General features: G+C 72.2%; 28 protein-coding genes and 1 pseudogene. 22 read left to right on the top strand and 7 right to left on the bottom strand.

The genetic code is table 11. From position 1 onward, the window contains the following. The first annotated feature begins 18 nt into the window (after positions 1-18). The 7 genes from pdxH to ACSDG8_RS14760 all read left to right on the top strand — a co-directional run bounded on the left by pdxH (position 19) and on the right by ACSDG8_RS14760 (position 5,967). Complete coding sequence (gene pdxH / locus ACSDG8_RS14790) at positions 19-702, top strand: pyridoxamine 5'-phosphate oxidase (RefSeq protein ID WP_210892940.1); 684 nt, start codon at positions 19-21, stop codon at positions 700-702. Further along, positions 699-1,991, top strand: coding sequence for an MFS transporter (locus ACSDG8_RS14785; protein ID WP_210892943.1), 1,293 nt, complete (start codon positions 699-701; stop codon positions 1,989-1,991). Before pdxH ends, ACSDG8_RS14785 begins: the two co-directional genes overlap by 4 nt. A 16-nt stretch (positions 1,992-2,007) precedes the next feature. Further along, positions 2,008-2,934, top strand: coding sequence for an aldose 1-epimerase family protein (locus ACSDG8_RS14780; protein ID WP_210892945.1), 927 nt, complete (start codon positions 2,008-2,010; stop codon positions 2,932-2,934). Between the two features lie 2 nt (positions 2,935-2,936). Then, positions 2,937-3,539, top strand: a complete 603-nt coding sequence (locus ACSDG8_RS14775; RefSeq protein WP_174537344.1) for a nitroreductase family protein — start codon at positions 2,937-2,939, stop codon at positions 3,537-3,539. A 54-nt stretch (positions 3,540-3,593) separates the two neighbouring features. Continuing rightward, on the top strand, positions 3,594-3,899 hold the full coding sequence (locus ACSDG8_RS14770; RefSeq protein ID WP_013283726.1) for a type II toxin-antitoxin system VapB family antitoxin: 306 nt from the start codon (positions 3,594-3,596) through the stop codon (positions 3,897-3,899). A 31-nt stretch (positions 3,900-3,930) separates the two neighbouring features. Continuing rightward, entirely contained in the window at positions 3,931-5,091 is a 1,161-nt protein-coding gene (locus tag ACSDG8_RS14765; RefSeq protein ID WP_210892947.1) for an acyl-CoA dehydrogenase family protein, read from the top strand. A 99-nt stretch (positions 5,092-5,190) separates the two neighbouring features. Then, positions 5,191-5,967 carry a DUF4230 domain-containing protein gene (locus tag ACSDG8_RS14760; RefSeq protein WP_210892949.1) on the top strand — a complete coding sequence of 259 codons (777 nt, stop codon included), beginning with the start codon at positions 5,191-5,193 and terminating at the stop codon, positions 5,965-5,967. Positions 5,968-6,066: 99 nt separating this feature from the next. Here ACSDG8_RS14760 and ACSDG8_RS14755 read toward each other — a convergent pair whose 3' ends face one another. Then, complete coding sequence (locus ACSDG8_RS14755) at positions 6,067-6,270, bottom strand: PspC domain-containing protein (protein WP_030503550.1); 204 nt, start codon at positions 6,268-6,270, stop codon at positions 6,067-6,069. 878 nt (positions 6,271-7,148) lie between these two features. On the opposite strand from ACSDG8_RS14755, the gene ACSDG8_RS14750 reads away from it, so the two are divergent. The 6 genes from ACSDG8_RS14750 (at position 7,149) to ACSDG8_RS14725 (ending at position 15,892) form a co-directional block, all read left to right on the top strand. Beyond that, the gene (locus ACSDG8_RS14750; protein ID WP_210895863.1) at positions 7,149-8,519 is read left to right on the top strand and encodes an L-serine ammonia-lyase; all 1,371 of its coding nucleotides are present in this window, start codon (positions 7,149-7,151) and stop codon (positions 8,517-8,519) included. A gap of 66 nt (positions 8,520-8,585) precedes the next feature. Beyond that, positions 8,586-9,413, top strand: coding sequence for an ABC transporter permease (locus ACSDG8_RS14745; protein ID WP_210895861.1), 828 nt, complete (start codon positions 8,586-8,588; stop codon positions 9,411-9,413). Continuing rightward, entirely contained in the window at positions 9,414-10,157 is a 744-nt protein-coding gene (locus ACSDG8_RS14740) for an ABC transporter ATP-binding protein (RefSeq protein WP_030503547.1), read from the top strand. Between the two features lie 83 nt (positions 10,158-10,240). Then, positions 10,241-12,220 (top strand): DUF5941 domain-containing protein, encoded by a 1,980-nt coding sequence (locus ACSDG8_RS14735; RefSeq protein WP_210895887.1) that lies wholly within the window; start codon positions 10,241-10,243, stop codon positions 12,218-12,220. 16 nt (positions 12,221-12,236) lie between these two features. After that, on the top strand, positions 12,237-14,420 hold the full coding sequence (locus tag ACSDG8_RS14730) for a bifunctional glycosyltransferase/CDP-glycerol:glycerophosphate glycerophosphotransferase (RefSeq protein WP_210895859.1): 2,184 nt from the start codon (positions 12,237-12,239) through the stop codon (positions 14,418-14,420). 158 nt (positions 14,421-14,578) lie between these two features. After that, positions 14,579-15,892, top strand: coding sequence for an ABC transporter ATP-binding protein (locus ACSDG8_RS14725; RefSeq protein WP_210895857.1), 1,314 nt, complete (start codon positions 14,579-14,581; stop codon positions 15,890-15,892). Between the two features lie 47 nt (positions 15,893-15,939). Here the strand turns inward: ACSDG8_RS14725 and ACSDG8_RS14720 are convergent, their stop codons facing one another. Further along, complete coding sequence (locus tag ACSDG8_RS14720) at positions 15,940-16,287, bottom strand: hypothetical protein (protein WP_073825983.1); 348 nt, start codon at positions 16,285-16,287, stop codon at positions 15,940-15,942. Beyond that, positions 16,284-16,568 carry a hypothetical protein gene (locus ACSDG8_RS14715; protein ID WP_307856285.1) on the bottom strand — a complete coding sequence of 95 codons (285 nt, stop codon included), beginning with the start codon at positions 16,566-16,568 and terminating at the stop codon, positions 16,284-16,286. The genes ACSDG8_RS14720 and ACSDG8_RS14715 overlap by 4 nt, the downstream gene beginning before the upstream one ends. A gap of 157 nt (positions 16,569-16,725) precedes the next feature. On the opposite strand from ACSDG8_RS14715, the gene ACSDG8_RS14710 reads away from it, so the two are divergent. Together ACSDG8_RS14710 and ACSDG8_RS14705 are read left to right on the top strand one after the other, a co-directional pair. Further along, the gene (locus ACSDG8_RS14710; RefSeq protein WP_091332031.1) at positions 16,726-17,526 is read left to right on the top strand and encodes a helix-turn-helix domain-containing protein; all 801 of its coding nucleotides are present in this window, start codon (positions 16,726-16,728) and stop codon (positions 17,524-17,526) included. Then, positions 17,517-17,705 (top strand): DUF397 domain-containing protein, encoded by a 189-nt coding sequence (locus tag ACSDG8_RS14705; protein WP_210895855.1) that lies wholly within the window; start codon positions 17,517-17,519, stop codon positions 17,703-17,705. The genes ACSDG8_RS14710 and ACSDG8_RS14705 overlap by 10 nt, the downstream gene beginning before the upstream one ends. Before the next feature lie 13 nt (positions 17,706-17,718). On the opposite strand, the gene ACSDG8_RS14700 is transcribed toward ACSDG8_RS14705, so the two are convergent. Further along, positions 17,719-18,078, bottom strand: a complete 360-nt coding sequence (locus ACSDG8_RS14700; protein WP_247678921.1) for a YybH family protein — start codon at positions 18,076-18,078, stop codon at positions 17,719-17,721. Between the two features lie 24 nt (positions 18,079-18,102). Next, positions 18,103-18,810: pseudogene (locus tag ACSDG8_RS14695) on the bottom strand (nuclear transport factor 2 family protein); the annotation flags it as partial. On the opposite strand from ACSDG8_RS14695, the gene ACSDG8_RS14690 reads away from it, so the two are divergent. Continuing rightward, positions 18,809-19,765, top strand: a complete 957-nt coding sequence (locus ACSDG8_RS14690) for a sulfotransferase family protein (RefSeq protein WP_247678879.1) — start codon at positions 18,809-18,811, stop codon at positions 19,763-19,765. The pseudogene ACSDG8_RS14695 and the gene ACSDG8_RS14690 sit on opposite strands and share 2 nt — an antisense overlap. A gap of 2 nt (positions 19,766-19,767) precedes the next feature. Here ACSDG8_RS14690 and ACSDG8_RS14685 read toward each other — a convergent pair whose 3' ends face one another. Continuing rightward, positions 19,768-20,097, bottom strand: coding sequence for a hypothetical protein (locus ACSDG8_RS14685; protein ID WP_210895849.1), 330 nt, complete (start codon positions 20,095-20,097; stop codon positions 19,768-19,770). 63 nt (positions 20,098-20,160) lie between these two features. Continuing rightward, positions 20,161-20,685 (bottom strand): hypothetical protein, encoded by a 525-nt coding sequence (locus ACSDG8_RS14680; protein WP_210895848.1) that lies wholly within the window; start codon positions 20,683-20,685, stop codon positions 20,161-20,163. Positions 20,686-20,795: 110 nt separating this feature from the next. Here ACSDG8_RS14680 and ACSDG8_RS14675 point away from each other — a divergent pair, with 110 nt between their 5' ends. The 6 genes from ACSDG8_RS14675 to ACSDG8_RS14650 are packed head-to-tail and all read left to right on the top strand — an operon-like array spanning position 20,796 to position 26,857. Next, positions 20,796-21,209, top strand: a complete 414-nt coding sequence (locus ACSDG8_RS14675; protein ID WP_210895846.1) for a GntR family transcriptional regulator — start codon at positions 20,796-20,798, stop codon at positions 21,207-21,209. Beyond that, positions 21,206-22,114, top strand: coding sequence for an ABC transporter ATP-binding protein (locus ACSDG8_RS14670; protein WP_210895844.1), 909 nt, complete (start codon positions 21,206-21,208; stop codon positions 22,112-22,114). Before ACSDG8_RS14675 ends, ACSDG8_RS14670 begins: the two co-directional genes overlap by 4 nt. After that, entirely contained in the window at positions 22,111-23,175 is a 1,065-nt protein-coding gene (locus ACSDG8_RS14665; RefSeq protein WP_210895842.1) for an ABC transporter permease, read from the top strand. The genes ACSDG8_RS14670 and ACSDG8_RS14665 overlap by 4 nt, the downstream gene beginning before the upstream one ends. A 49-nt stretch (positions 23,176-23,224) precedes the next feature. Next, positions 23,225-23,692 (top strand): DUF4442 domain-containing protein, encoded by a 468-nt coding sequence (locus ACSDG8_RS14660; protein WP_210895840.1) that lies wholly within the window; start codon positions 23,225-23,227, stop codon positions 23,690-23,692. Positions 23,693-23,738: 46 nt separating this feature from the next. Continuing rightward, entirely contained in the window at positions 23,739-24,491 is a 753-nt protein-coding gene (locus ACSDG8_RS14655; protein ID WP_210943214.1) for an HAD family hydrolase, read from the top strand. Then, complete coding sequence (locus ACSDG8_RS14650) at positions 24,488-26,857, top strand: glycoside hydrolase family 65 protein (RefSeq protein ID WP_210943213.1); 2,370 nt, start codon at positions 24,488-24,490, stop codon at positions 26,855-26,857. The genes ACSDG8_RS14655 and ACSDG8_RS14650 overlap by 4 nt, the downstream gene beginning before the upstream one ends. Positions 26,858-26,887 lie beyond the last annotated feature (30 nt).

Genomic DNA, 26,887 nt, shown 5'->3' with positions numbered 1-26,887 from the left:
GCGTCGGGGGACGCCGGCATGCCCGGGAGAGGGACGACCACAGTGACAGGCGACACACCCGCCCCGGCCGGAATGCGTAACGAGTACGCCGCCGACCTGGGCCTGACCGAGACGGACCTGGCCACGGACTGGCACACCCAGTTCGCCGGCTGGTTCGCCGACGCGGTGGCACATCCGCTGCCCGAGCCGAACGCGATGGTGCTCGGCACCGCCGACGCCCGGGGCCGACCCAGCGGACGCACCGTGCTGCTCAAGGGGTACGACCCGGAGGGCTTCGTCTTCTACACCAACCACGGCTCGCGCAAGGGCGCCGAGGTGACCGGGAACCCGTGGGCCAGCCTGGTGTTCCCCTGGTTCCCGATGCAGCGGCAGGTGACGGTGACCGGCCGGGTCGAGCAGGTGGACCGGGCCGAGACCGAGGCGTACTTCGCCGGCCGGCCGCGCGGCTCGCAGCTCGGGGCGTGGGCCAGCGCCCAGTCCTCGGTGGTGCCGGACCGGGCCGCGCTCGACGAGGCGTACCGGGCGGCGGCGGAGCGGTTCGCCGACGTGGACCCGATTCCCGCGCCGCCGCACTGGGGCGGCTTCCGGGTCCGTCCGGAGACCGTCGAGTTCTGGCAGGGCCGGGCGAGCCGGCTGCACGACCGGCTGCGCTTCCGGCGTACCGGGGACGGGGTCTTCGTCGTCGAGCGGCTCGCGCCGTGACCGACGTCACTACGGCCCGGCGGCGGGGAGCGCGCCGCTGGGCGATCGACCTGCGTCCGCTGCGGGTGCCGGCGTACCGGCGGGTGTGGACCGGCAACGCGATCGCCATGTTCGGCTTCCAGTTCACCGCCGTGGCGGTGCCGGTGGAGATGTTCGACCTGACCGGCGGCTCGCTCTGGGTCGGCCTGCTGGGCATCGCCGGGTTCGTGCCGCTGCTGCTGTTCGGGTTGTGGGGCGGCGCGATCGCCGACGCCCGGGACCGCCGCCGGGTGCTGCTCGTCGGCGGTTGCGTGCTCTGGGCCTCGACGCTGGGGCTGCTGGTGCAGTCGCTGGCCGGCGCGCGCAGCCCGCTGCTGCTCCTGCTGCTCGTCGCCCTCCAGTCGACCGCCTTCGCGATCACCTCGCCGGCCCGCAGCGCGATCCTGCCCCGGCTGGTGCCGGCCGAGCTGGTCCCGGCCGCGACCACGCTGAACTTCACCACGTTCACCGCAGCCGCCGTCTTCGGCCCGCTCGCCGCCGGCCTGATCTTCGCCGGGTGGGAGGTCGAGACGGCGCTGCCCATCGCGTACGCGGTGGACGCGCTGCTCTACACGGCGGCGCTCTGGGCGACGCTGCGGCTGCCCGCGATGCCGCCCGCGCCGGACCCAAACGGCGGCGTCCGCAAGGCCGGGCTGGCCAGCATCGTCGACGGCTTCCGCTACCTGGCCTCCACGCGGGTGCTGCTGCTCTCCTTCGCCATCGACCTGATCGCGATGATCCTGGCCATGCCGCGCGCGCTCTTCCCGGAGCTGGCGCAGGAACGCTTCGGCGGCGCTTCGGCGGTGGGCTGGCTCTACAGCTCCATCGCCATCGGCGCGATGCTGGGCGGCCTGACATCCGGGTGGATCGGCCGGGTACGCCGGCAGGGCGTCGCGCTCACCGTGGCGGTGGTGGGCTGGGGCGTGGCGATCGCGCTCGCCGGGCTGGCCGGCCAGTTGTGGCTGGCGGTGGTGCTGCTCGGCGTCGCCGGGGCGGCGGACCTGGTCAGCGCCACGCTGCGCCAGTCGATGCTGCTGGTCTACGCGCCGGACCGGATGCGGGGCCGCCTCCAGGGCGTCAACACGGTGGTGGTGGCCGGCGGCCCGCGCCTGGGCGACCTGCGCGCCGGTGCGATGGCCGCCGGTTTCGGCACCGGTTTCGCCATGGTCGGTGGTGGCCTGGCCGCCGCCGTACTCGCGGTGTTGCTGGTGGTGGCGTTCCCGGCGTTGCTGCGCTATCGCTCGACCACCCCCGCCGAGGAGCCGCGCTGACGGTAGGGTCGCCGACATGGGGATCGACGTGCAGCCACCTTCCGGTACACAGTGGACCATCGCGGCCGACGGCCACGAGGCCGTCGTGGTCGAGGTGGGCGGCGGGCTGCGGGCATACCGGCACGACGGAGTGGACTACCTCGACGGGTACGCCGAGGACGAGGTCTGTCCCGGCTCGGCCGGTCAGGTGCTCGCGCCCTGGCCGAACCGGATCCGGGACGGCGTCTACTCGTTCGGGGAGCGGTCGTTCCAGCTCGACCTCACCGAGCCGGAGCGGCACAACGCGCTCCACGGCCTGGTGAACTGGGCGCGGTGGCACCTGATCGAGCAGTCGGCGGACAGCGTGACGATCGGCTACGACCTGCCGCCCAGCCCCGGCTACCCGTGGGCGCTGCGGGTGCGGGCCCGGTGGAGCGTCGGCCCGGACGGGCTGCGGGCCGAGCACGAGGCGACGAACCTGTCCGGCGAGCCGGCGCCGTTCGGCTTCTCCGTGCACCCCTACCTGCAACTGCCGAAGGCCGGCGTGGACGGGCTGCGGCTGCACCTGCCGGCCCGGCGGCGGGTGCTGGTGGACAGCCGGCTGCTGCCCGTCGGGGCGACCGAGGTGGCCGGCTCCGAGTTCGACTTCACCAGCCCGCGCCCGATCGGCGACCTGGTCCTCGACACCGCCTTCGGTGACGTCGAGCGCGACGCCGACGGCGGTTCGGCGGTGACGCTCGGCTCGGCGGACGGCTCGTCCGGGCTGCGGATCTGGGCGGACCGCGAGTTCGGCTGGTGGCAGGTGTTCACCGGCGACACGCTCGGCGGGGAACGGCACCGCCGGTCGGTGGCGGTGGAGCCGATGACCTGCCCGCCGGACGCGTTCCGCTCCGGCAAGGACGTCATCACGCTGGAGCCGGGGCAGACCTGGCGGGGCGCCTGGGGCGTCCGGCCGGAGGTCTGAGCGTGGAGTTCGCCGAGGTCGTCCGCCGCCGCCGGATGGTGCGCAACTACGACCCCGACCGTCCGGTGCCCCCGGAAGTGGTGGACCGCCTGCTGGACCACGCCGTCCGCGCGCCGTCGGCCGGTTTCGCCCAGGGCTGGGGCTTCCTGGTGCTGGAGGAACCCGAGGACCGGGAACGGTTCTGGGCCGCCACCACGCCTGGCGGCGGCGGCCGGGAACGCTGGCTGACCGGGATGCGCCGGGCCCCGCTGATCGTGGTGCCGCACGCCAACCGCGACGCCTACCTGGACCGCTACGCCGAGCCGGACAAGGGCTGGGCGGACCGCGCCGAGGATCGCTGGCCGGTGCCCTACTGGTACGTGGACACCGGCTTCGCGGCGCTGCTGATGCTGCTCACCGCCGTGGACGAAGGGCTGGGCGCCTGCTTCTTCGGCATTCCGCCGCAGCGGATCGAGGCGTACCGGGAGGCGTTCGGGGTACCGCCGGAACTCAGCCCCGTCGGCGCAATCACAGTGGGTTATCGTGCCGTTGACCATCGGTCACCGTCGCTGCGCCGAGGGCGGCGTCCGGTGCAGGATGTGGTGCGGCGGGGACGGTGGACCTGAGCGGTTAGGCTGACATCCACATCGTCAGCCGGGCCTGGGGGAGGAGAGCACGCCGTGATCTTCAGGGCGGTCCGGGACGGGCGTCCCTACCCGGAGCACAACCTCACGCTGAAGCAGTGGGCCGAGATCCCGCCGCGCCCGCTGCGGCTGGACCAGCTCATCACCACCAAGCGCGAACTGGCGCTGGACAAGCTGCTCGCGGAGGACTCCACCTTCTACGGCGACCTCTTCCCGCACGTGGTCCAGTGGAACGGCGGCCTCTACCTGGAGGACGGCCTGCACCGGGCGCTGCGCGCGGCGCTGCAGCAGCGCAACCAGATCCACGCGCGTGTGCTGGTCCTCGGCGACCAGGGCGAGTGACGCCCGGCTGAGCCTTGGTTAAGGTGACGCCATGACTCCTCTGGACCTGCTCGACATCGATGCGTCGCTCAGCGAGGAGGAGCGGCAGATCCGCGCCGTCGTGCGCCAGCTCGTGACCGACCGGGTACGCCCCCACGTCGCCGGCTGGTACGAGGACGGCCAGGTGCCGGCCCGTGAGCTGGCCCGCGAGTTCGGCAAGCTCGGCCTGCTCGGCATGCACCTGACCGGGTACGGCTGCGCCGGCGCGTCCGCTGTCGCGTACGGGCTGGCCTGCCTGGAACTGGAAGCCGGCGACTCGGGCGTCCGCTCGCTGGTGTCGGTGCAGGGATCGCTGGCCATGTACGCCATCTGGCGCTACGGCAGCGAGGAGCAGAAGCAGCGCTGGCTGCCCGCCATGGCCAACGGCGAGGCGATCGGCTGCTTCGGGCTGACCGAGCCGGACCACGGCTCCGACCCCGGTTCGATGGCCACCCGTGCCCGCCGCGACGGCGACGACTGGATCCTCAACGGCAGCAAACTGTGGATCACCAACGCCCCCATCGCCGACGTGGGCGTGATCTGGGCGCGCACCGACGAGGGCGTGCGCGGCTTCGCCGTACCCATGGACACGCCGGGGGTGACGGCGCGCGAGATTCGGCACAAGATGTCGCTGCGCGCGTCCCTGACCGGCGAGATCGCGCTCGACGACGTCCGGCTGCCGGCCGACGCGCGACTGCCCGAGGCGATCGGGCTGAAGGCGCCGCTGGGGTGCCTGACCGAGGCCCGGCACGGCATCGTCTGGGGCGCGCTCGGCGCGGCCCGCGACTGCCTGGAGACCGCACTGGAGTACGCGACGACGCGCACCCAGTTCGGCCGCCCGCTCGCCGGCTTCCAGCTGACCCAGGCCAAGCTCGCCGACATGGCGGTGGAGTGGAACAAGGGGATGCTGCTCGCGCTGCACCTGGGCCGCCTCGCCGACGCCGGCACGCTGCGGCCCGAGCAGGTGAGCGTGGGCAAGCTGAACAACGTCCGGGAGGCGCTGGCCATCGCCCGCCAGTGCCGCACGATCCTCGGCGCGAACGGCGTCTCCGGCGAGTACCCGGTGATGCGGCACGCCAACAACCTGGAGAGCGTCCTCACCTACGAGGGCACCTCCGAGATCCACCAGCTCGTCATCGGCCAGCGGCTCACCGGCCTGTCCGCGTTCGCCTGACCTGCGGTTTCACTCGATCGGGGCGCTCGACGCGCGACTGTCGCACGGTGGCCGTACCGTCATTGTCAGTCGATGTGTCGGACGAGGACGGTGAGGGCGATGGCCCGCGACGGTGACATCAACGAGCCCACCCGGGAGTTCCCGGACTACCCCACCAGTGAGTCCCTTCGCGACCGGGCGGAGGGCTCACCCGACCCGGACCGCGATCCCGGCCCGGGTGTCCCGCCGTCGGGCGGCGGCGCGGCACGGGGCCTGCTCTGGGTGCTCGGCGCGGCGGCGCTGGCGGTGGTGGTGCTGCTCGGCGTGCAGGCCACCGGTCTGCTGCCCGACTTCCGCAACCCGTTCGCCAAGGAGCAGACCGACCGAAGCCAGCCGCCGCTGCTCAAGTCGATCCGTGACCTGAGCCGCTACGTCGCCGCCGAGGGCAACTTCCAGGTCGTCGTCGACGTGCAGAACGACAGGCGCAACGTGCCCGACTTCCTGCTCAACGAGCGCACGCTGTTCGTCGGGGCGGGCCGCGTCGAGGCGTACGTCGACTTTGCGAAGATCGCGGACGGCGCCGTGGTGGTCTCCGAGGACGGCAAGTCCGCCGAGATCAAGCTGCCCGCGCCGCAGCTCGGCGAGACCGACCTGGACATGGACAAGAGCTACGTGTTCGCCGAGCAGCGCGGCCTGATCAACCGGCTCAACGACCTGGTGGCGGGCGACCCCAACCGGCAGCAGCAGGTCTACAAGCTCGCCGAGGACCGGATCACCGCGGCGGCCCGGGACAGCGGGCTCGCCGCCCGCGCCCAGGAGAACACCCGCAAGATGTTGGAAGGGCTGCTGCGGTCCCTCGGCTACGAGAAGGTGACAGTCACCTACACGGCTCCCTGACCTGGTGTCCTTTTGCGTCGCGCGCCCGCCCCGATCGTTCCGGGGCGGGCGCGTTCGCGTGCGTGCCGGTGTCCCGGCTTCGTGTCGCGTCGTGTCGCGTCAGCGGGTGGCGAGGTAGCGGTCCTCGTTCGGCATCAGGACCCACAGGATCAGGTAGATGATCACCTGCGTGCCGGGCAGCAGCAGCGACAGCAGGAACAGCAGCCGGACCATGCCGGCCGACATGCCGAACCGCTGCCCCAGGCCGGCACAGACACCGGCGATCATGCGCCCCTGGCGGGGCCGGACCAGTTTGCGACTCATCGTCGTCTCCCACTTCTGCGGCGATCCGCCGCGCTGATTCCACGGTAGAGAGGGGTGCGCGCCGCGCCCTCGGCCCCGAGGATGATCGGCGACCCGGGCACCCGTAAGTGCATACCCCGGACCATCCCCACCGACGCACCCGCGGAGATTCCCCGGGCCACCGCCCTTCCCGCCTCCCGCCTCCCGCCTCCCGCCTCCCGCCTCCCGCGTCCCGCGTCCCGCGTCCCGCGTCCCGCGTCCCGCGATCTTGCACTTGAGGCCCTCGTCGTGTCCGATCTGCGCTGGATTGTCAGGGCCGCAAATGCAAGATCGCGGCAGTGGTGGGGGTGGCGTGCGGAGGGAGCCTCCTTCGGTGGGGTGTGGTGTCGAGTGCCGTTCCGTGTTGCGGGACTGGTGTTCCGGTGAGTGGGATTTGGAGATCTTGGTAGGAAAGGGCCCCTATAGGGGCCGTTTGGTTCCAAGATCTCTCGGGAGCCGGGAGCCGGGAGCCGGGAGCCGGGAGCCGGGAGCCGGGAGCCGGGAGCCGGGAGCCGGGAGCCGGGAGCCGCGGAGTGGGCAGCGGCTCGTGTCGCGTTGTGCGGCGATCTTGGAGTTGTGGCGGTTCATGAAAGCCGTGAACCGGGCATCCTGGGCGCCACAACTCCAAGATCGACGGGGGAGGGGCGGGGCGGCGGCGGGGGCGGGGGAGCACTGCGGGGCGGGTGGTCGCGGTGGGGCGGGTATGGGGTGGAGTGGGGGCGGGTATTTACGGGGGCGGGGTAGGCTCGCCGGTCGGGCGCCCCCACCCGGGCGCCGGCCGTCCACCCGCCTGGCGGGTACGGCAACCCACGCACCGGCTCGGATCCGCACAACGGGGACGACGGCGAGGAAAGCAGCCAATGATCAGCGTTTTCGATCTTTTCAGCGTCGGTATCGGGCCGTCCAGCTCGCACACCGTCGGGCCGATGCGGGCCGCCCGTACGTTCGTGGCGGGCCTGAAGGCCGACGGGCAGCTCGCCGACGTGGCGCGCGTACGGGCGGAGCTGTTCGGCTCGCTCGGCGCGACCGGGCACGGGCACGGCAGCGACCGGGCGGTGCTGTTGGGGCTGGAGGGCGAGGTCCCGGAGACTGTCGACACCGACTCGGTGGGGCCGCGTGTGGAGCGGATTCGCACGCAGCGGCGGCTCGAACTGTTCGGCAGCCAGGGGATCGACTTCGACCCGGACGCCGACCTGGTGCTGCACCGCCGGCGCTCGTTGCCGTACCACCCGAACGGGATGACGTTCGCGGCGTACGACGCGGCCGGGAACGAGGTGCGGACACGCACGTACTACTCGGTCGGCGGCGGCTTCGTGGTGGACGAGGAGGCGGCCGGGGCGGACCGGATCAAGGCGGACACGACCCGGGTACGGCATCCGTTCCTCACCGGCGCGGAACTGCTGACCGTCACCTCGGACACCGGCCTGTCGATCAGCGAGGTGATGCTCGCCAACGAGCTGTCCTGGCGCAGCGAGGCAGACGTGCGGGACGGGCTGCTGGAGATCTGGCGGGTGATGCGCGAATGCGTGGAGAGCGGCTGCACGCGTGACGGCGTACTCCCGGGTGGGTTGAAGGTCCGGCGGCGCGCGGCCGAGATGCGGCGCAGCCTGGAGGCGGAGACCGGCAGCCAGGACCCGCTGCGCGCGATGGACTGGGTGACGCTGTTCGCGCTGGCGGTCAACGAGGAGAACGCGGCCGGCGGGCGGGTGGTCACCGCGCCGACGAACGGCGCCGCCGGGATCATCCCGGCCGTGCTGCACTACTACACCCGGTTCGTGCCGGGCGCGTCCGAGGAGGGCGTGGTCCGGTTCCTGCTGGCGGCCGGCGCGATCGGCGTGCTGTTCAAGGAGAACGCGTCGATCTCCGGCGCCGAGGTGGGCTGCCAGGGCGAGGTGGGTTCGGCGTGCTCGATGGCGGCGGCCGGGCTGGCCGAGGCGCTCGGCGGTACGCCGGAGCAGGTGGAGAACGCCGCCGAGATCGGCATGGAGCACAACCTGGGGCTGACCTGCGACCCGGTGGGTGGCCTGGTGCAGATCCCGTGCATCGAGCGCAACGCGGTGGCCAGCATCAAGGCGATCACCGCGGCCCGGCTGGCGTTGCGCGGCGACGGGGTGCACCACGTGTCGCTGGACAAGGTCATCAAGACCATGCGGGAGACCGGCGCGGACATGAAGGTCAAGTACAAGGAGACCGCGCGGGGCGGGCTCGCCGTCAACGTGATCGAGTGCTGACCTCGTTGGGGTGACCCGGCGCGGACGGCCGACGCGCCGGCACGGAAAAGACGCGATTATGATGCGGTGACGTCAGGCGTCGCGGCGCTCTGGTCCGCCCGCACCTCGCTGCGCATTCTGGTCCGGCGGGATCTCGCGGTGAAGTACCAGCAGTCGGTGCTGGGCTACTTCTGGTCGCTGATCGAGCCGCTCGGCATGGGCCTGATCTACTGGTTCGTCTTCGGCGTGCTCTACTCCGGCGCGACCCGGCGGCATCTGGGCGAGGCGGCCGGCTCGTACCCGCTGTTCCTGATCACCGGGATCTTCGCCTGGATGTGGGCGAGTTCGGCGTTGACCGAGGCGGCGAACGCGCTCACCGGGCAGTCCCGGCTGATCACCACGATGAATCTGCCCCGGCCGATCTTCCCGATCGGGCGGGTCACCGGCCGCTTCGCCGAGTACCTGGCGGGGCTGCCGATCCTGGTCGCCGTCGCGGCGATCTACGCGAGCCAGGGGAAGATCCGCCCCGGCTGGAGTCTGCTGGCGCTGCCGCTCGCCGTGGCGGTGCAGTTCGTGCTGCTGGTGGGCCTGGCGCTGCTGCTGTCGGCGGGCAACGTGCTGATGCGCGACATCGAGCGCACCATGCGGCTGGTCATCCGGCTGCTGTTCTACGCCACCCCGATCATCTACCCGCTCGACCTGGTGCGGGAATCGGGCATGCCCGGCTGGCTCAAGATCGGGTACGAGCTGAACCCGCTGGTCGGGATCTTCCAACTGCACCACGCGGTCTGGTACCCGGACGAGTTCCCGGACGCCCGCCTGCTCATCATCACCGTGTCCGGCAGCGTGGCGGTGCTGGCGCTCGGCTGGTGGGCGTTCCACCGCCTCGAACCGGCAGTGCTGAAGGAACTCTGAATGGCCCCGATCATCGAGGCGGACGGGCTCGGCATCCGGTTCGTCCGCAACCGGCGCCGTCAGCTGCGGCTGCGGGAGCTGATCGTGCACCGGGGCGCCCGCGACCCGGACGCGGGCCGGTTCTGGCCGTTGCGCGACCTGTCGTTCCGGATCGAGCCGGGCGAGACGGTGGGCGTGGTGGGACGCAACGGCACCGGCAAGAGCACGCTGCTGCGGCTGATCGCCGGCGTGCTCATCCCGGACGAGGGCTCGATCCGGGTGCACGGCCGGGTGGCGCCGCTGCTCGAACTGTCCGCCGGGTTCTCCGGGGACCTGACCGGCAGGGAGAACCTCTACCTGGTGGGTGGGCTGCACGGGCTCTCGTCGGCGTACCTGCGGGAGCACTTCGACGAGATCGTCTCGTTCGCCGGTGAGCAGGTGGAACGCGCCATCGATACGTCCGTGCGGCACTACTCGTCGGGAATGAAGGTGCGGCTGGGCTTCGCGGTGATCGCGCACCTGCCGCACCCGGTGCTGCTTGTGGACGAGGTGACAGCGGTCGGGGACGCGGAGTTCCGCGCGAAGTGCTATGCGACCATCGAGCGACTTCTCGCGGAAGGGCGCACGCTGGTGCTGGTGTCACACAACGACAAGGACCTCACCCGATTCTGCCGTCGGGGGCTCTACCTCGACGCCGGACGGCTGATCGTCGACGGGACGATCGACGAGGCGCTGGCGGCCTACGCCGACGCGGCGAAGCGGTGACGCTCGCGATCGTGCTCGCCGCCGACCCGGCGGCGGGCCCCCTCACCGAGCCGTCGAGCCGCCCGACCGAGCCGGCCCACCCGATGGAACCGGGTCGACCGAGCGAGCCGACAACCGGCCGGCCCGCCTGGGAACCGCTCGCCGAACGCCTGGCGGCGCAGTGGCGCCGGGCCGGGGCGGACGACGTGCGTATCGCCGCCGACCTGACCGAGCTGGCCGACCTGGTAGGCGCCGCGACCGGCCCGGTGCTGGTGAGCGGCGCTGATCTGGTGGCGCACACGGCCGTACTCAAGCACCTCGCGACCAGCCCGGTCGGGCCGACGGTGGCGCTGGTGCTCACCGATCCGCCCGCTCCCGGGCAGGCCACCGTGCGTGAGGAACGCGGCCAGGTGGTGGAGGTCGACGCCGCCGACGCGAGCGGCGTGTTCGGCGGCGCGCTGCGGGTGGGCGCGGCCGACCTGCCGGCGCTCGCCGACGCCGCCCGCCGCGCCGCGGGCGCCGCACCCGATCCGGCCTCCGCGCCGGACGGGCGCCTGACCGACCCGTCGGCCGTCGGCGCCGCAGACGGCGGGACGCTGGGCGCGGTGGACCGGCTCGTGGCCGACCTCGCCGCCCGCGGCACGCTGATCTTCGCTCAGCGGGTACGTCTGCTCGTGGCGCACCGGGTCGGCGACGAGGCGCAGCGGGTGGCGGCCGAGGCGGCGGTGGCCGCCGTGGACGAGGACCGGGCCGAGTTGAAGCTGTCGGTGAAGGAGCGCGACGACTTCTTCACCACGTTCTTCGTCAGCACCTGGTCCCCGTACGTCACGAAGGCGGCGGCGCGGATCGGGATCGGCCCGACCGGGGTCACCATGGTCTCGGTGGCGTTCGCGGTGGCCGCGGCGGTGCTGTTCGGCACCGGTGGACGGCTCGCGCTGGTGGCCGGCGCGGTCCTGCTGTACCTGGGGTTCGTGCTGGACTGCGTGGACGGGCAGCTCGCCCGCTACACGCGGCACTTCAGCGCCTGGGGCGGCTGGCTGGACACGATGGCCGACCGGTTCAAGGAGTACGTGGTCTACGCCGGTCTCGGTTTCGGGGCCACGCACGCCGGGTTCCGGTACGGCTGGGCGCTGGCGCTGGCCGCGATGACTCTCCAGACCGTGCGGCACATGACCGACACCTGGTACGGGGCGCTGCACGACGAGGCGGCCCGGCGGCCGAAGGTGGTGGCCGCTGACGCGGGCGGCATCGGCGGGAAGTTGAACGCCGCGTCGACGCGGGTGCAGGCGGACACCGGTTCGGTGTCGTACTGGCTGAAGCGCACTGTGGTGTTCCCGATCGGGGAGCGGTGGGCGTTGATCGCGATCGCCGCCGCGCTGTTCGGGCCACTGGTGGCGCTGGTCGCGGTGCTGGTGTGGGCCGCGCTGGCGTTCGCGTACACAGGGGGGTTGCGGACCTTGCGGGCGCGGTGGATGCGGGTGCCGGTGATGGCCACTGTGGATGCGCCTCTGCACCGCGACGACGGCCTGCTGGCGCGGACGCTGCCGACCACGCGGCGGCCGCTGCTGCTGGCGGTGCTCGGCGCGCTCGGCGCGGCGGGCACGCTGGTGTGGGCGCTGCTCGCGGTGCACGGCGGCGGCGACCTGCCGGTGTTCGTGCCGGTGCTGGCGCTGGTGCTGCTGCTGGGCGCCGCGCAGGGTTCGCGGGCGCCGCACGACGGGTCGCTGGACTGGCTGGTGCCGGCGGCATTGCGGGCCGCCGAGTACCTGTTCGCCATCGCGGTCGGGGTGGCGGGCCGGGCGCCCGCGTGGCTGATCTTCGGGTACGTGCTGGTGCTGACGTTGCACCACTACGACCTGACCGCCCGGCTGGAGAAGCGGCAGTCGGCGCCGCCGCTGCACGCGGCCACGCTGGGCTGGCCGGGGCGGTCCGTGCTTCTGGCAATCGGGCTGATCGCCGGATATGCGAGTATCGCTCTGGCTACACTCGGTGCGTACCTTCTCGTGGTTTTTGTCGCGAGCGTGGTCCTCGCCTGGGTGGTCCTGCCGGCCCGCGCCCGTGGGGGTGTGCGCTCGCCGGGCTGACGGAGGGCGGGCCGGGGTGACCTTGATCAGCTTCGTCGTACCGGCCTTCAAGGTGCAGGGCTACCTGCGGGAATGTCTCGACTCGATCCTCGACCAGCCGTTCGGCGACATCGAGGTGATCGGTGTCGACGACGCCTCCCCGGACGACAGCGGCGAGATCCTGGCCGAGTACGCGCTGCGCGACCCCCGGGTCCGCCCGGTGCGGCTCGCCGAGAACGTCGGGCTCGGTCCGGCCCGCAACATCGGGCTGGACCGGGCCGTCGGCGAGTACGTGTGGTTCGTCGACGGGGACGACTGGCTGGTGCCCGGTTGCCTGCCGCACGTCGCCGACCGGCTCCGCGACACCGCGCCGGACGTGCTGATCGTGGACCACGTCCGGGCGCACTGGAACAACGTCGGCACGCGCAGCGCGATGCGGGACGTGTTCCCGGTGCCGCCCGGCCCGACGACGTTCGCGCTGCGGGACCGGCCGGAGACGCTGAAGCTGCTGCACACCGCGTGGAACCGGGTGGTGCGGCGGGAGTTCTTGATCGAGCGCGGGCTGCGTTTCGAGCCGGGCTGGTACGAGGACGTCTCGTTCAGCTATCCGGCGCTGATGGCGGCCGAGCGGATCGGCGTACTCGACCGGATCTGCCTGAACTACCGGCAGCGCCGCACCGGCGCGATCACGAAGACCCGCGGGGACCGGCACTTCGAGGTCTTCGCGCAGTGGCACCGGGTGTTCGGGCTGATGGACCGCTGGAAGGTGACCGGGCTGCGACCGGCGGTCTTCGAGCGGATGATCTGGCACTACCTCACGGTGCTCGGCAACGGCGACCGGATCGCCCCCGAGCTGCGGGCGCCGTTCTTCGCCCAGATGCACGCCGACTACGTGCGGTTCCTGCCGCCCGAGGGCTACCCGGTCCCGCCCGGCTCGGAAGGGCTCAAGCACCGGCTGGTGGCGACCGGCCGGTGGCGGACGTTCAGCGCGCTGCGCGAGGCGCACCAGGCGGGGGAGACGGCCCGGCGGACCGCCCGGAAGACCAGACGACGGGTCGCGCCGGTGGTGCGGCGTACCGCCCGGCGGGCCCGTGACCTGGTGCTGGGCGAGTACTACCGGGCCGAGCTGCACCAACCGATCGACCCGACGCTCGCCGTCTACGCGGCCTACTGGTACCGGGGTTACTCGTGCAACCCGGCCGCGATCTACGAGGCGGCCCGCCGGCTCGCGCCGCAGGTGCGTGGCGTGTGGATCGTCCGCCGCGACCGGGTGGCCGCGTTGCCGCCCGGTGTCGAGTACGTGGTGGCCGGCACCCGCGAGTACCACCGCGTCCTGGCCCGTGCCCGCTGGCTCGTCAACAACGTCAACTTCCCGGACTTCGTCCGCAAGCGGCCCGGCTCGGTGCACGTGCAGACCCACCACGGCACGCCGGTGAAGGTGATGGGCCTGGACCAGCAGCGTTACCCGGTGGGCGCGATGGGGATGAACTTCGCCGGCCTGCTGCGCCGGGTGGACCGCTGGGACTACAGCATCACGTCGAACAGCTTCTCCACGCAGATGTGGGAGCGGGCGTACCCGGCGGACTACACCACGCTGGAGGTCGGCTACCCGCGCAACGACCGGCTGGCGCTGGCCACCGCCGAGGAGCGCGGCCAGGTCCGCGCCGCGCTGGGCATCGCACCCGACGAGTACGTGGTGCTGTACGCGCCGACGCACCGCGAGCACCTGCCCGGGTGGCGGCCGCCGTTCGACCCGGATCGGATGCTCGACGTGCTCGGGCCCCGGGGCCGGCTGCTGATGCGCAGCCACTACTTCCACGACCGCGAGCGGCATCCCGGGGGGCCGGCGGCGGACGGCGTGCTGGACGTGAGCGCGTACGACCGGGTGGAGGACCTCTACCTGGCAACGGACGTGCTGGTCACCGACTATTCCTCGGCGATGTTCGACTACGCGGTGCTGGACCGGCCGATCGTGGTCTACGCGCCGGACTGGGACGCCTACCGGGTGGCCCGTGGCGTCTACTTCGACCTGCCGGCCGAGCCGCCGGGCGCTGTCGCGTTGGACTTCCCCGGGCTGCTCGACGTGTTCCGCTCCGGCGCGGTCGACGACGAGGCGGCCGAGCGGGCCCGGACGGCGTTCCGGTCGCGGTTCTGCGCCCTGGACGACGGGCACGCCGCCGAGCGCGTGGTGCGCCGGGTGTTCCTCGGCGAGACGCCGTAAAAGCGGTTACTCGCTGGTCACTTGACCGTGGAGCCCGGCGAATACCGCTTAATAGGACTGTCACGAGCCGAACATGGCACGTTTACCCGATGTGCGGATCAGATGATCCTGGTCACAGTCATTCCCGGGTTTGGGGAGAGAAAACTGGGGAGGTGGCGGTGGCTACCGTCGCGCTCAAGGATGTCACCAAGGTGTTCCCGGACGGGACAGTCGCGGTCGACACCATAAATCTGGACGTCAACGACGGCGAGTTCATGGTGCTGCTCGGCCCGTCGGGCTGCGGGAAATCGACAGTGCTGCGCATGGTCGCCGGGCTGGAGGACCCGTCCTCCGGCGCGATCATGCTCGGCGGCGAGCTGGCCAACGACCTGCCGCCACGCGACCGGAAGATCGCCATGGTCTTCCAGGACTTCGCGCTCTATCCGCACATGACAGTCGGCGACAACATCGGTTTCCCGCTGCGGCTGAGCGGCGTCGAGCCCGGCCCGCGTGGCGAGCGGATCCAGGACGTGGCGAGCGCGCTCGGCATCGGCGACGTCCTCGGGCGCAAGCCCAGCCAGCTCTCCGGCGGCCAGCGGCAGCGGGTCGCCATGGGGCGGGCGATAGTGCGCCGGCCCGGCCTGTTCCTGATGGACGAGCCGCTGTCCAACCTGGACAGCGGACTGCGCGCCGAACTGCGCGCCGAGATCTCCGGCCTCACCCGTGAGCTCGGCGTCACCACCATCTACGTCACCCACGACCAGGCCGAGGCGCTGACCATGGCCGACCGGGTGGCGATCATGCGCAAGGGCGTGCTCCAGGACGTGGGCACCCCCACCCAGGTGTACGGCCGCCCGGCCACGCTCTACGTCGCCGCGTTCCTCGGCAGCCCCCGGATGAACCTGCTGGAGGCGTCGGTCTACGTCCACCTCGACCGGTACGTGGCGCTGAACCTCGGTGAGCAGTCGCTCTACCTGCCGTGGGACGACATCCGCAGCCGGGCGGTGGCGCACTACCACGGTGAGCGGATCGTGGTCGGCATGCGTGCCGAGGCGCTCACCCCGGTCGCCCCGGACACCGCCGGTGACGTGCTGCACGGGCGCATCCGCTACCTGGAGCACCACGGCCACGAGTCGCTCGCGTTCCTCGACATCGGCGCCACCGCGATCGTCGTCGACGAGATGGGCACCCCGGTCGAGCAGGCCGCACCGGGCCAGCGCGGCCTGCGCCGGTTCAACCAGGTGATGCAGCGGCTCACCGGGCGCGCGACCGAGTCGTCCGCGCCCGCCACGGAACCCGGCGGGGGCGGCGGCAACCGTACGAGCGTGCTGCCCGACCCGGGCCGCCACCACCGCCGTCCGGCGGAACTGGCGGTACGGCTGGCGCCGTACCCGCAGGTGTCGCCGGGGCACCCGCTCGCCGTGCAGGTGCGGATGGACGCGCTGCACTTCTTCGACGAGCGGGGCGACCGTATCGACGTCGGCTGGCGGTGAAAGGAGGGGCACCCTATTAACGCCTCCGGTAGAGGAAGGGCCCCTTCTTAACAACCGCCGCCCGGTGGGACGGGCCGGTGACGGCGGTACGGGCCCCAGCCGACGAAGCGGGCGAACATGTCGGCCGGGGCGGGCGCGTCGTTCGGGTTCAGCCGGTAGAGGTCGCGCGTCGCCTCGTACAGCAGCCCGCACAGGTAGATGGACAGCCCGATCCGGTTGTCCTCGTACTCGCTGCGCAGCAGCAGGCGGGCCGTCGGGCACGGCCACGGCTGCCCGCACGCCCGGCAGCACCACATCGGACGCAGCGGCGTGTGCGGGGTGGCGTGCAACGGGTACGGCCGGGGGCGATCCGGCGTCGGCCCGTCCGGCGGCTGCCCGAGCTGGTGGCTGATCACCGAGGCTCCTCGTGGTGGCCGCCGCGCCGGCCGTGCTCCGGGTGACCGTCGTCGGCGGGCCACCTGCTGCCGCCGTCGTTCCCGCGCTGCTCCGGGACGGACCAGCGGCCGCCGTTCGCCCGCCACTGCTGTGCCGGGGTGAGGTTGCCGACCCGGCCGGGACCCATCGTCGGGAGTGGACGGGTGGGCTGCCGCATCCAGTCCGGCAGGTTGTCGCCCCGTACCCGCTGGGGCAGTGTCGGTGCCGACGCACCCCGGCAGCGGAACCAGCGCAGTCGCACGGCGCAACTCCTCTCACTAGCGGGAACCGGACGAGTTCGGCTCCACTGCGTGACAGTCTCGTCACCGCGCCGCTAGGGTCGGAAGGCGTTCCACCCCCACCTTCCTGGCCGTCCGACCGGCCGATTTCCGTGTGCAGCCGTGTGCAGAGGTGTGCAGATGATCCGTGTGCCGTTGTGGGAACTCTTCGCCGGTGAGCTGCGCCGGTTACGTACCGATGCGGGGCTGACCCAGGAGGCGCTGGGCGAGCGGGTGAGCTATTCGGCGTCGCTGGTGGCGGCCGTCGAGCAGTGCCGCCGCGCGCCGCGCGCCGAGTTCACCGAGCGCTGCGACGAGGTGCTGAACGGCGGCGGCCTGCTGGTGCGGATCCGGGACGCGCTCATGCAGGAGGCGCTGATGCCGTGGTTCCGCGAGTGGGTGAGCATCGAGCAGGAAGCTGCCTCACTGCGTAGCTTCCAACCGCTGGTGGTGCCCGGCCTGTTGCAGACCGAGGAGTACGCCCGCGCGCTCCACGAGGGCGCTAGCCCACTTGTCGGTGATGCTATGGAGCAGCAGGTGGCCGCACGGATGGCGCGGCAGGTGGTGCTGGACCGCCCGGCTCCGCCGCAGTTCGTGGCGGTCCTCGACCATTCGGTGCTCACTCGTGCCGTCGGCGGCCCCAAGGTGATGCGGGAGCAGTTGGCGCACCTGGTCGAGGTGGGTCGTCGACCTCGCGTGCACCTGCACCTGGTGCCGGAGACGGTCGGTGCCTACCCGGGGCTCAACGGTGCTTTCGTGCTCGCGACCCCGGCTGACGGTGACGACGTTGGCTACCTGGACAACCAGTTGCACGGCACGATTGTGGAGCGGCACGCGGACGTAAAATCACTTCGGCAAACCTGGGAGTCGGTGCGCGCGGAAGCTATGCCGCACGGGGCGACTCTGGCGGCGATTACGGAGGCGGCGAAGCGATGGAGTTGACCGGCGCGATCTGGCGCAAGAGCACCCGCAGCAGCGGCAACTCCGGCGACTGCGTCGAGGTGGCGGACAACCTGCCCGGCGTGGTGGGGGTGCGGGACAGCAAGGACCGGCAGGGGCCGGCGCTGAGGTTCACGCCGTCGAGCTGGGCGGCGTTCGTCGCGTACGCCAAGCGGGGCTAGACAGCGGCCGGCGTCACGGCGCGAACGGCCACTCCTCGAACGACCGGCAGCGGCCGTCCTCGGCGAACCGCATGATCCAGAGATCGCGCCACTCCTGGTGGACGGGGTCGCCGTACCGGACCTGCACCCGTGCCACAGCGGTGTCGCCGTCGACCGCGACGACCTCCGAGGTCATCTGGAAGACCTCGTCGGGGCCGTCGCGCTCGCTGTCCCACATGCGGACGATGGCGGGCAGGCCGACCACCGGATCCCGGTACGGCCCCTGCTGGTAGGTCGCGTCGGAGGTGAACATCGTGCCGAGCGCCTCCGTGCCCGGCGTGCGCCACGCCTGCTCGTACGCCGCGATCCAGGCGGCCACCCGATTCCTGTCCATGGCTGCCAGCCTGCCATCCCCGCCCGCCCGGATCTCCCAGATCGGCCGCCCGGGGTCGTCGTTACGTACGACGACGTCGGCGTGCTCGGCCGGGCGGGCCGTGGCGAAGTAGAGCCGCTGGGCGGGCAGGTAACGCTCGTGCCAGCGCCGTTCGACGTCGGCCCTCGTCGACACGCGGCTCTCGCGGATCACCGCACGATCCACCGTCGTGTCGAGCGCTGTGGACACGAAGACGCGCAGCTCCCAGCGGTCGAGCAGTTCCGGGCGCAGGAGGAAGACGCCGTCGAAGACCAGCACGGCGTCGGCGGGAGCGGTCGCGACCGGCGGGGACACCACCGCGTCCGTGGCGTGGTCGTAGACCGCGAGCCGGAAGCGCCGGTCGCCGCCCGGCCCGAGCGGGTCGAGCAGCACCCGGTTCAGCGACTGGTGGTCGTGGGTGTCGACGTAGCAGCCCTCGGCCGAGTACTCGCCGCGTCGGTAGCGCCGGGCGCGGGGGAAGAGGAAGTCGTCGACTGTCGCCCGGATGACGTACCGACCCCTGGTGCGCAGGACGGCGGCCAGCTCGTCGGCGAGCGTGGTCTTGCCGGCGGCGGGCGGCCCGTCGACGGCGACCCGCGTCGGGTGCGCCACCGTGACGGACCCGACCGCGTCGGCCAGGAGGCCGATCAGCTGGTCGCGGCGCTGATAAATGGATTGCCCCTGCGCCGGGCCGGGAGTTTCACTGCCGTCCATGCCGTCCCCCTCACCGGTCTTCGTCGCGGGCACGGGCCGTTCGGGCACGTCGCGGATCGCCGACGTCATCGGCCAGCATCCGCTGATCCACCGGATCCCGATGGAGACCAAGTTCATCGTCGAACCGGGTGGCCTGCGGGACCTGGCCGACGCGCTCACCGAACGGTACGACCCCATCGTCGGCGAGGACGCCCTGCAACGGCTGAGCGACTTCCTCACCGTACGGGTGCCCGGACGGCGTGACGACCGTGGCAAGACCGTGCCCGAGCTGGTCGGCGAGCGGCGCTACCGGGACGCCGTACACCAGCTCTGGCCGCTGCTGATCGCGGACGCCTTCGAGGAGCCCGTGCCCGCGGAGGGCTTCGGGGACGGCGACCGGCCCGCCGGGCCGTTCGGGCCGGCCAGCCGCCGACGGGTCGTCCCGAGGTACTTCCGTGACCCGGCCGAGTTGATCGCCGTCCTGCGCGGCCTGGTCGACACCCTGTTCGGTGGCGCGGCGGCCGACGCGGGCAAGCCGACGTGGTGCGAGAAGACGCCGTTCAACCTCTTCGCCATGGACTTCCTCTGGGAGCTGGTCCCCGAGGCGGCGATCGTGCACATCAAGCGGCACCCGGTCTCGGTGCTCGCCTCCCACCTGGCCCAGCCGTGGGCGCCGTCCACTGTCGACGGCTTGTTGGCCTACCTCGTGCCGATCTACCAGCGGTGGTTGGCCTGGAGGAACGCGGCCGATCTGACGGGCCGGCGGTACGTCGAGGTGAAGGCGGAAGACCTCGCGGCCGACTGGCCCGGGCAGCGGCGCGCTCTTTTCGAACGGCTCGGCGTCGAGGACGCCGTCACCGCGTCGACGTTCCAGGCGGACAAGCTGGCGCACCGCGACGACCAGTTCGACTCGGACACACGCGCGTACATCGAGGAAGCGCTGGGCGAGATCATCCCCGCGATGGGATACGAGTGACCTCAGCAGGAGCCGGCGTGATCGATCGGGACCATCAGGCCGGCGCTCACCGCGATTCCCAGTACGGCGACCGCCAACCACGGCCAGGGGTTCCGGACGTGCGGCCGGGCGCCTACCCGGGCCACGACGACGGAGAGGACCGCCGTCGCCGTCATCGCCAGGACCAGCAGGGCGTACGCATCCCTCGCCGCCTGCGCCGAAGCGTAGGTGTCACCGTCGCACGGCGCCGAGGGCGCCAGGAGCGGGATGCAACTGAGGCAGCTCGCGACGACGAGCAGTGTGCCCAGCACGGTCACCAGAGTCGCTGTCGCCTTGGCCGCACGGGATCGCATCGACTGGACAGTAGGGCCCGAAGGTCTCGGAGGTGACACGACCGGGCAACCGCGGATCAGGTGTCACGCCCTGTGGCGCAGTTCGCGGAGCACGCCGTGCCGGCGCAGCGCCCACCCCAGGCGCCGTGCGCTCGGGTGCCGGACGAACAGCACCGCCGCCCGGCGGATCAGCCCGAACCGGTTGTCGCTCACCTGGTCGTCGACCGCCCGCCAGATCAGCTCGCGTACGCCGGCGCTGTCCAGCATCGCCCGTACCTCGTGGCGTACCCGGGGATCCTCGGCCGCGGACGTGACGGCGGTGACCAGGCCGGGCCGGTCGGCGAGCGGCTCCACCGCCGCGGCGACGAGCGGCCGGCGTACGGTGTCCCGCTCCAGCAGCAGCAACACCGCCTCCCGGACCTCGGTGCTGTCGAGCCCGGACCGCAGCAGGCCCAGCGCGCTCCGCTCGACCTCGCGGTCGCGGTCCGGAAGGGACAGCGCGGCCAGCAGCACCGTCACCTCGTCGAGGTCGACGAGGTGACGCAGCCCGTCGCGGAACTCCGGCAGCGCCCAGGCCACCGTCAGCCCACGTGCGAGATCGCGGTTCATGGGCCACTGGCTACCCGCAGCCGGCGGCCGGCGAAACGCCCTGCGGATGTTGCCATGTCGCTTAGCTGGTGTTCTACTTAACCATTACAATCTGACGGAGGGTCACCAGGGTGATCAACTTTCATGTCGACCGGTCCAGCAGCGTCCCCGCGTACGCCCAGCTGGTGCGGCAGGTCCGTGAGGCGCTGCGGATCGGGACGCTGCGGCCAGGCGACCAGCTCCCCACCGTGCGCAGCGTGGTGACCGCGTGCACCGTCAACCCGACCACTGTGCTCAAGGCGTACCGGGAGCTGGAACTGTCCGGCCTGGTGGAGGCGAGGCAGGGCGCGGGCACGTTCGTCAGCGGGACGCTCGGGCACACCGATCCCCACGTCATGGCCCGCCTGCGCGGCAGCCTGGCCCGGTGGCTCGGCCAGGCCCGCGAGGCCGGTCTGGAGGACGAGGACGTCCAGGCGCTGCTCGCCTCGGTGATCGCGGCGAACGCGGCACCCGCGAAGAGAGAGAACACGGAGGGCGCGGCGTGAGCGGCGAGCCGGCCGCCGTCGAGGCGCGTGACCTGAGCCGGCGCTACGGCGCGGTGTGGGCGCTGCGGGAGTGCTCGTTCGCGCTGCCCGCCAACCGGGTCGTCGCACTGGTCGGCGCGAACGGCGCGGGCAAGTCGACGCTGCTGAGCATCATCGCCGGCACGCTGGCGGCCACCGGCGGCACGGTGTCGGTGCACGGCCGGGCGGTGGTGCGTGGCGGGTCCGCCGACGGCGGCAGCCGGGTGGCGATCCTGGCCCAGGACAAGCCGCTCTACCGCGACTTCACCGTCTCGGACATGCTCCGCTTCGGGCGCTCGACGAACCACGTGTGGGACCAGCGGCGGGCGCTGTCGTGGCTCGAACGCTTCGCCGTCCCGCTGGACCGCCGCTGCGGCAAGCTGTCCGGCGGGCAGCGGGCGCAGGTCGCTCTGGCGGTCGCGCTCGGCTCCCGCCCGGCGGTGCTGCTGCTGGACGAACCCCTCGCGAACCTGGATCCGCTGGCCCGCGTCGAGGTCACCGGCGAGCTGCTGGCGGAGGTCGCCGACGACGACATGACAGTCGTGCTGTCGACCCACATCGTCGCCGAGCTGAGCGGCGTCGGTGACCACCTGCTGCTGCTCGACGCCGGTCGGCCCGTCCTCACCGGCGACGTCGAGGAACTGCTCGACAGCCACGTCCGGCTGACCGGGCCCCGCGCCGACCAGCCACCCGGGCCGGGCACGATCGTCCAGGCGCAGCACACCGGCCGCCAGTCCACCTTCGTCCTCCGGCGGCCGGCGGCGCCGGCGGCGCACGCCGTCGTCGCGCCCGGCTGGACCGCCCAGCCCATCACCCTGGACGAGCTGATCCTGACCCACCTCAGAGCGTCGGCCGCCGCGCCGCACGAGCGGGAGGCAGCCGCATGAGCCCGGTCGGCCAACTGTCCGCACCCACGAACCGCCGGAGCGACCCCGGGTACGCCGGAGGCGTACGCGGTCTGCTCTGGCTGACCTGGCGTCAGCACCGCTGGACGGTGATCGGCACGCTGGTCCTGGCCGCCGTCCTGGTGGGCTGGATGACCTACCTGTCCGTGGAGCTGACGAGCCTGTGGCACCAGTGCCACGAGACGTTCTGCGCGGAGGACTCGCCACAGGGCCGGCGGCTCGGCGGCTCCTCCAGCCTGGTCCTGACGCTGGCCGTCCTGTCGCAGGTGGTGCAGTGGATGCCGCTGCTGATCGGCGTGTTCGTCGGCGTCCCCGTGCTGACCAGGGAACACGAGCAGCGCACCCTGCTGCTGGCCTGGAGCCAGGACGTCTCCCCGCAGCGGTGGCTCTGGACGAGGCTGGCCCTGCTCGGCCTGTTCGTGGCGGCGGTGACCTCGGCCGTCGCCGGTGTCAGCGACCACCTGGAGCGACTCCAGGCCCGGGTCGCCCCGGTGAGCCTCTTCGAGTACGGGCCGTTCCTCAACACCGCGATGCTTCCGGCCGTGATCAGCCTCTGCTGGTTCGCGGTCGGCGTCGCGCTCGGCGCCGCGATCAAGCGCACGCTGCCGGCCGTGTTCGCCGTGATCGTCGGCTTCGTCGGCCTGACCTATCTCGTCCGGTGGCGCTACCCCACGCTGATGGAGCCGTTGACCGCGCACCGCGTCATCGGCGGGCCGGGCGTGGGTGTGCTGCGCGACAACGCCCTGGTCGTCAAGGGCGGCATCATCGACTACGGGGTCGACGGGCCGTCCGGAGCGTTCGACGCCTCCGGGCGTGAACTCAGCGGGGCCGAGCTGCAACGCCTCTGCCCACCCGACAACGGCACCGGCCGGACGCTCGCCTGCTTCGTCGAGCACAACCTTCAGCAGCACATCCAGTACCAGCCGGGCAGCCGGATCCCCGAGTTCCACCTGATCGTCGCCGGCGGCTACCTGGGCCTGACCGTGCTGGCGCTCCTCGTCGTCTGGTGGATCGTCCGCCGCACCGACCTGAGCGCGGGCTGACCAGGGAATCGGCCTTGCCGGGGTTATTACTGGCGAGTAGCGTTCGGGCATGAGCATCGACTCTCGCCAGGTGGCGGCCGGTCTCCTCGACGCCGTGCCGTTCGCCCGCACACTCGGGATCGAGTTCGTCGAGGTGGCGCCCGAGGCCGAGGGCGGGGTCCGGGCCGTGGTCCGGCTCCCCGACGACCCGGCGCACCACAACCACGTGGGCGGCCCGCACGCCGGGGCCATGTTCACGCTGGGGGAGACCGCCTCGGGCGCGGTTGTTCTGGCCGCGTTCGGGCAGGTGCTCGACCGGGCCGTACCCCTGGCCGTGACCGCGACCATCCGCTACCTCAAGGTGGCGGTGGGGCCGGTGCTGGCGACCGCGCGGCTCGGCGGCGTACCCGCCGAAGTGCTGGCCGAGCTGGACGCCGGGCGTCGGCCCGAGTTCCCGGTCGAGGTGGAGGTGCACACCGAGGACGGCACGCACACCTCCTCGCTCACCGTGATCTGGACGCTGCGACCGAACCGCTGAGCCCCGAACGGGTTTGCCCGGGGCGAGCGCCGGATAGATTCAAGCGATGCTGGGCCTCCCCGCGCACGTGAGCGCGTGTCTCTTCGATCTGGACGGTGTGCTGACGCAGACCGCCAAGGTGCACAACGCCGCCTGGGCGGAAACGTTCGACGCGTACCTGCGGCGACGGTCCGCCGAAACCGGCGAGCCGTTCCGACCGTTCGACCCCGGACCGGACTACAACCGTTACGTGGACGGCAGACCGCGCGCCGACGGGGTGCGCACATTCCTGACCTCGCGCGGCATCACCCTGCCCGAGGGCTCACCCGACGACCCGCCCGAGGCGGACACCGTCAACGGCCTCGGCAACCGCAAGAACGTCGTCCTGCTCCAGTACATCGAGCAGCACGGCGTCGAGGCGTACGAGGGCTCGGTTCGCTACCTGGAGGCCGCCACCGCGGCCGGGCTGCGGCGCGCGGTCGTCTCGGCCAGCGCCAACTGCGCCGCAGTGGTACACGCCGCCGGACTGGACCACTGGCTGGAGGCACGGGTGGACGGCGTGATCGCCCGCGCGAACGGGCTGCGCGGCAAACCGGACCCGGACACGTTCCTGGAAGGCGCGCGGCTGCTCGGCGTCGAACCCGCCCGGGCCGCCGTCTTCGAGGACGCCCTCGCCGGCGTGGCCGCCGGACGAGCAGGCGGATTCGGGTACGTGATCGGCGTCGACCGCGTCGGCCAGGCCGACGAGCTGCTGGCGCACGGCGCCGACGTGGTGGTCACCGACCTCGCCGAACTGCTCGCAGCGGAGCCGGCCGCGTGATCCGGGAACGGGCGTACCCGGTCGAGCCCTGGCACGTCCGGGAAGTACGGCTCGACATGGACGTGCTGGCCCAGTCCGAGTCGGTGTTCGCGCTCTCCAACGGACACATCGGGCTGCGCGGCAACCTCGACGAGGGCGAGCCGCACGGCCTGCCCGGCACCTACCTGAACTCCTTCTACGAGCTGCGCCCCCTGCCGTACGCGGAGGCCGGCTTCGGCTTCCCCGAGTCCGGGCAGACCATCGTCAACGTCACGAACGGCAAACTGATCCGGCTGCTCGTGGACGACGAACCCCTCGACGTCCGCTACGGCGAGGTGCTCGCCCACGAGCGGGTCCTCGACATGCGCGCCGGGACGCTCCAGCGGGAACTGCACTGGCGTTCCCCGGCCGGACGCGAGGTCAAGGTCCGCACCACCCGGCTGGTGTCGTTCACCCAGCGCTCGGTCGCCGCCATCCACTACGAGGTGGAGCCGGTCGACGGGCCGCTGCGGCTGATCCTCCAGTCCGAGCTGGTCGCCAACGAGACGCTGCCGCCGCAGAGCCGCGACCCCCGGGTGGCCGCCGTGCTGGAGTCACCGTTGCAGGCCGAGGAGGAGCTGACCACCGACGACGGCGGCCTGCTCATCCACCGGACCAAGGTCAGCGGCCTGCGGGTCGCCGCCGCCATGGGCCACGACGTGCAAGGCCCCGAGCGCACCACGATCGAGAGCGAAGGGTACGAGGACTGGGTCCGCACCACCATCGGCTGCGTGCTCAAGCCCGGCGAGAAGCTGCACGTGATCAAGTACCTCACGTACGGCTGGTCCAGCCGCCGGTCCCTGCCGGCGCTGCGCGACCAGGTCGGCGCGGCGCTCGCCGCGGCCCGGCTCGACGGCTGGGACGGGCTGCGCCGGGCCCAGCGGGAATACCTCGACGCGTTCTGGGACGCCGCCGACGTGCGCGTCGAAGGCGACCCGGAGGTGCAGCAGGCCGTCCGCTTCGGCCTCTTCCACGTGCTCCAGGCCGGTGCCCGCGGGGAACGACGGCCGATCTCCGCCAAGGGCCTCACCGGCCCCGGGTACGACGGCCACGCGTTCTGGGACACCGAGATGTTCGTGCTGCCGGTGCTCACGTACACCCAGCCCGGCGCGGTACGCGACGCGTTGCAGTGGCGGCACTCCACGCTCGCCCAGGCCCAGGAGCGGGCCCGCACGCTGAACCTCGACGGCGCCGCCTTCCCGTGGCGCACCATCGAAGGCCCCGAGTCGTCGGCGTACTGGCCGGCCGGAACCGCCGCGTTCCACATCGCCGCCGACGTCGCCGACGCGCTGCGCCGCTACGTGCTGGTGACCGGCGACGAGACGCTGGAACGCGAGATCGGGCTGGAACTGCTTGTCGAGACCGCCCGGCTGTGGCGCTCACTCGGCCACCACGACCGGGCCGGGCAGTTCCACATCGACGGCGTGACCGGCCCCGACGAGTACACGGCGGTGAAGAACGACAACGTCTACACCAACCTGATGGCGCAGCGGAACCTGACCGCCGCCGCCGACTGCGCGATGCGCTACCGGGACCAGGCCCTCGACCTCGGCGTCACCGAGGAGGAAGCCGCCGCGTGGCGGGACGCCGCGAACGACATGCACGTCCCGTACGACGCCGAGACCGAGGTGCACGAGCAGGTCGAGGGGTTCACCCGGTTCCAGGAGTGGGACTTCCAGCACACGCCGCCGGAGAAGTACCCGCTGCTGCTGCACTACCCGTACTTCGACCTCTACCGCAAGCAGGTCGTCAAGCAGGCCGACCTGGTGCTCGCCATGCACTGGCGCGGCGACGCGTTCACCGCCGCCGAGAAGCTGCGCAACTTCGTCTACTACGAGCGGCGCACCGTACGCGACTCGTCGTTGAGCGCCTGCACCCAGGCGGTGCTCGCCGCCGAGGTCGGCTTCCTCGAACTGGCCCACCGCTACCTGCGCGAAGCCGCGCTGATGGACCTGCACGACCTGAACGAGAACACCCGCGACGGCGTGCACATGGCGTCCCTGGCCGGCGCCTGGATCGCGCTCGTCGCCGGATTCGGCGGGCTGCGGGACCACGACGGGACGCTCTCCTTCGCGCCCCGGCTCTCCAGCCGCCTCAGCCGACTGGAGTTCTCCCTCCAGTGGCGCGGAATGCGACTACGTGTCGACGTGCGGCCGCACCAGACCACGTACTCGCTGCGCAACGGCGGCCCCGACACGGTGGTGGAACTACGGCACCACGGCGAGCCGCTGCGGGTCACCTCGGCGCAGCCGGTCACCGTGCCGATCCCGCCCGAGCACCCGACCGAGCCGCAGCCGGAGCAGCCGCAGGGCCGCGCGCCGCTGATGCACCTGCCCGAACGCATGTAGCGGTCCCGCCACGACGGGCGGGACCGCTAC

This window comes from Micromonospora sp. LA-10 (genome assembly GCF_051853095.1).
GTDB lineage: Bacteria > Actinomycetota > Actinomycetes > Mycobacteriales > Micromonosporaceae > Micromonospora > Micromonospora echinospora_A.
The sequence above is the reverse complement of the archived record's forward strand: the minus strand, read 5'-3'. Positions and strand labels throughout refer to the sequence as shown.

Bases quoted from the DNA above. Each gene is read 5' to 3' on its own strand.
- pdxH (WP_210892940.1), top strand. From the start codon at position 19: ATGCCCGGGAGAGGGACGACCACAGTGACAGGCGACACACCCGCCCCG.
- ACSDG8_RS14780 (WP_210892945.1), top strand. From the start codon at position 2,008: ATGGGGATCGACGTGCAGCCACCTTCCGGTACACAGTGGACCATCGCG.
- ACSDG8_RS14765 (WP_210892947.1), top strand. From the start codon at position 3,931: ATGACTCCTCTGGACCTGCTCGACATCGATGCGTCGCTCAGCGAGGAG.
- ACSDG8_RS14760 (WP_210892949.1), top strand. From the start codon at position 5,191: ATGGCCCGCGACGGTGACATCAACGAGCCCACCCGGGAGTTCCCGGAC.
- ACSDG8_RS14755 (WP_030503550.1), bottom strand. From the start codon at position 6,270: ATGAGTCGCAAACTGGTCCGGCCCCGCCAGGGGCGCATGATCGCCGGT.
- ACSDG8_RS14750 (WP_210895863.1), top strand. From the start codon at position 7,149: ATGATCAGCGTTTTCGATCTTTTCAGCGTCGGTATCGGGCCGTCCAGC.
- ACSDG8_RS14740 (WP_030503547.1), top strand. From the start codon at position 9,414: ATGGCCCCGATCATCGAGGCGGACGGGCTCGGCATCCGGTTCGTCCGC.
- ACSDG8_RS14735 (WP_210895887.1), top strand. From the start codon at position 10,241: ATGGAACCGGGTCGACCGAGCGAGCCGACAACCGGCCGGCCCGCCTGG.
- ACSDG8_RS14710 (WP_091332031.1), top strand. From the start codon at position 16,726: ATGATCCGTGTGCCGTTGTGGGAACTCTTCGCCGGTGAGCTGCGCCGG.
- ACSDG8_RS14705 (WP_210895855.1), top strand. From the start codon at position 17,517: ATGGAGTTGACCGGCGCGATCTGGCGCAAGAGCACCCGCAGCAGCGGC.
- ACSDG8_RS14700 (WP_247678921.1), bottom strand. From the start codon at position 18,078: ATGGACAGGAATCGGGTGGCCGCCTGGATCGCGGCGTACGAGCAGGCG.
- ACSDG8_RS14690 (WP_247678879.1), top strand. From the start codon at position 18,809: ATGCCGTCCCCCTCACCGGTCTTCGTCGCGGGCACGGGCCGTTCGGGC.
- ACSDG8_RS14685 (WP_210895849.1), bottom strand. From the start codon at position 20,097: ATGCGATCCCGTGCGGCCAAGGCGACAGCGACTCTGGTGACCGTGCTG.
- ACSDG8_RS14680 (WP_210895848.1), bottom strand. From the start codon at position 20,685: ATGAACCGCGATCTCGCACGTGGGCTGACGGTGGCCTGGGCGCTGCCG.
- ACSDG8_RS14665 (WP_210895842.1), top strand. From the start codon at position 22,111: ATGAGCCCGGTCGGCCAACTGTCCGCACCCACGAACCGCCGGAGCGAC.
- ACSDG8_RS14660 (WP_210895840.1), top strand. From the start codon at position 23,225: ATGAGCATCGACTCTCGCCAGGTGGCGGCCGGTCTCCTCGACGCCGTG.
- ACSDG8_RS14655 (WP_210943214.1), top strand. From the start codon at position 23,739: ATGCTGGGCCTCCCCGCGCACGTGAGCGCGTGTCTCTTCGATCTGGAC.